Origin of the sequence: Roseobacter sp. HKCCA0434, assembly GCF_032464675.1 — a bacterium.
Taxonomy (GTDB): Bacteria; Pseudomonadota; Alphaproteobacteria; order Rhodobacterales; family Rhodobacteraceae; genus Pontivivens.
This window is the reverse complement of record NZ_JAWDKL010000051.1, coordinates 1-3,280: the sequence shown is the minus strand read 5'-3', so window position 1 is coordinate 3,280 and position 3,280 is coordinate 1. Positions and strand designations below refer to the sequence as shown.

Here is a 3,280-nt window from a genome sequence, read left to right as displayed (position 1 = left end):
GTCCCGTGCCACGGGCCCGCAGCGCCGCGTGCAGCGCCAGCCCGGCCACCGCCGCCCCGACCCAGCACGACAGCGCCGTCAGCGAAAAGCCCGGATATACCGCGCGCCCCACCGCCAGGATCAGTGCGTAGACGAGGACCAGCAGCGCCAGCCGTCCCAGCCTGCCGCGCGGCAGCACCACCCCGCCCGCGCCGGGCAGCGCCAGCAGGCACAGCGGCACGGCCAGATAGGTCAGCGAGGCGAGGCCGAGGATGATCCCGCGATCGGGGTCGAGCATGACGAGCCCGCTCGCGCCCGGCAGAAGGGCGACGGCCGCCAGCGCGATCCGCTCGCGCCCTGCGATCCGCGGTGATGCCATCGCGTCCTCCTCCGCACCGTCCCGCCACGCGGCCCTGCCGCGAATACGGGACACCCCCTCCGGCGAACCTGTGCTAGACTGCGCCCGATTGCCACCCCCGTATCCCGGTCCCCGCGACCCCTGCCCGCCTTGGAACTGCCCCGAAATCGCCGCAACTCGCTCATAAGGTGACGCGGCCCTTTTCGATTAACCTTTCGTGCAAGGGTCCCTGGGATATAACGCTAACGAAACCCTGTTCTCGCGCCACCGAAGAAGAGAGTCGCTTCCATGCCCTCCACCGATTTCACCGCTCTCCTGTCCGATCCGTCTCTCGTGTGGAACGCCATGTCCGGCGACGGGGCGCCCACCTTCATCACCTACAGCTTCGCGCCCGGCGGTCTGACGCAGACCCAGTTCGCGGATCTGTGGCCCGATCAGAGCGATATCACCAGCAACCAGCTGACCGGGTTCGGCGCGTTCTCCGAGGATCAGAAGGCCGATTTCCGCCTCGCCGCGGCCGAGTTCGAGAAGGTGGCGGGCATCCGCTTCATCGAGGTGGACGACTTGGCCGACGCCTCGATCCGCATCATGAACGCGGACACGAACAGCACCACCCTGCAGGGCCTGTCCTATTACCCGGTGGTTTCCGACAACGAGACGCTCAACTACTCCTCGATCTCCTCCAACGGCGTGCTGGCGATGACGGTGGGCACCACGGGGACCGAGGACTATTCGCCCGGCACCTCCTATTTCCAGACCCTGCTGCACGAGCTGGGCCACGCGGTCGGGCTCGAGCATCCCAACGACGACGCCTATGACGCGAATTTCGACACCTCCACCACGCTGATGAGCTACAACCAGTCGGGCGCCCCCGCGACCGAGCTCGCGCCGTTCGACGTGGCGGCGCTGCAGCAGGTCTACGGCGCCGCGGACGGGCCGGATGGTCTGACCGCCAGCTGGGACGAGACCCTGAACGAATTCACCCTCGACGGCACCGCGGGCGACGACGTGCTGATCGCGACCGACACGGCCTCGTTCCTCAATGGCGGCGCGGGGGACGACGCGCTCTACGGGCGGGACGGCGACGACGTGTTCGATCCCGGCGCGGGCAATGCCACGGTCGAGGGCGGCACCGGCAACGACCGCCTGGTCCTGTCGGGCAACCGCGCCGATTACGAGATCTTCGTGCCCGCGGGCGGCATCATCCGCACGCTGGACGACCAGGGCCAGATCCAGACCGAGGGCAACGTGGTGCTGACCGCGATCGGCGGATCGGCCACCGAAGGCACGGTGATCGCGCAGCGCATCGACCAGTTCGACTTCGCCGATGAGGTCGCCGTCAGCTTCGACCAGCTGGTGAACGAGGGGCTGCCGGACCTGGTCGTGGCCGGGTTCAACACGCTGACCACGCTGACCGCGGGCGTGACGCGCGACATCGACGTCAACGTGCTCAACAATGGCGGCGCGATGGCGGGCAGCGCCTCGGTGATGAACATCTACCTGTCCACCGACGACACGCTCGACGCGGGCGACTACCTGGTCGGCAGCGCCCCGGTCGCGCCGCTGGGCGCCGGGCAGAGCGACACCGTCACCGTCACGCTCGACACGCGCTTCGACATCCCCGAGGGCGACTACCGCCTGATCGTGCAGGTCGACGCGAACTCGGAGCTGACCGAGTATACCGACGGCGTGTCCAACATCTTTACCGCCGGCGACGAGACCGTCGTCGTGTCCTATGCCAACGACAACTTCGCCGCGCCCACCCCGCCCTACGAGGCGACCGTGCGGCAATCGGCGGGCGCCGATATCGAGGATCTGTTCTCCTACGGCCTCTACACCGAGCAGGTGACCGAGGTCACCGACACGACCATCACCTATTCGCTGAATGCCACCGCCAACATCCAGGCGATCCTCACCGGCACCGGCTTCACGGCGGGCACCGGCTTCGGCCCGGTCGATCCCGATCCGACCGCGGGCATCGTGACCGGCCTGCGCTTCGTCACGCCCACCGGATCGGGCGATTTCACCGTGGTCGACATCGGCGGGCTCTACATCCCGCGCGCCGACCTGACCCCGGCGCTGGCCTCCGCCTCCGCCGATCCTGCCGACAGCACCGCGCTCGACGCGATCCTCGACCAGCACATCTTCGACTATCTCGGCTCCGAGCAGGCGGACGCCTTCACCGGCGCGGCCCAGGACGACGTCCTGCGCGGCGCGGGCGGCGATGACGACCTCGACGGCGGCGCGGGCAACGACACGATCTACGGCGGCGAGGGCGACGACGTCCTCGACGGCGGCTTCGGCAATGACAGCATGATCGGTGGCCTGGGCGACGACATCTACGTGGTCGATTTCTTCAACGACATCGTGGTCGAGAACGCGGACGAGGGCATCGACACCATCATCACCTGGATGGATTTCAACCAGGGGCTCGAGGCCAATGTCGAGAACCTGATCGGGCTCGACCAGAACGGCAACTACATGAACCGCTATTTCAGCGGCAACGACCTGGACAACCGCATCCAGACCGGCTCGGGCAATGACGTGCTCGGCGGCGGCGGCGGCAACGACACGCTGGTCGGCGGCAATGGCGACGACACCTACTATGTCGAGGATGCCGGCGACGTGGTGGTCGAGCTCGCGAACGAGGGCACCGCCGACCGGATCGTGGCCAGCGTCGACTACACCCTGTCGGCCAATGTCGAGGATCTGACGCTGGAGGGCGGCGCCGATATCGACGGCACCGGCAACGATCTCGACAACGTCATCGTGGGCAATGGCGGCAGCAATGCGCTCGACGGTGCGGGCGGCGACGACGACCTGTCGGGCGGCACCGGCATCGACACGCTCGACGGCGGCACGGGCAACGACACGCTCACGGGCGGGACCGGCAACGACACCTTCGTCTTCGCCAGCGGGGACGGGGCGGACACGATCACCGAC

General features: G+C 68.0%; 2 protein-coding genes. One reads left to right on the top strand and one right to left on the bottom strand.

Annotated features, from left to right (window positions below; genetic code table 11):
* Nucleotides 1-358: hypothetical protein (locus tag RX333_RS17135; protein WP_316016183.1), on the bottom strand; the 358-nt coding region annotated here is incomplete at its 3' end.
* A gap of 267 nt (nucleotides 359-625) precedes the next feature.
* Here RX333_RS17135 and RX333_RS17130 point away from each other — a divergent pair.
* Nucleotides 626-3,280, top strand: a 2,655-nt coding sequence (locus RX333_RS17130) for a CARDB domain-containing protein (RefSeq protein ID WP_316016182.1), incomplete at its 3' end; no start/stop codon positions are given.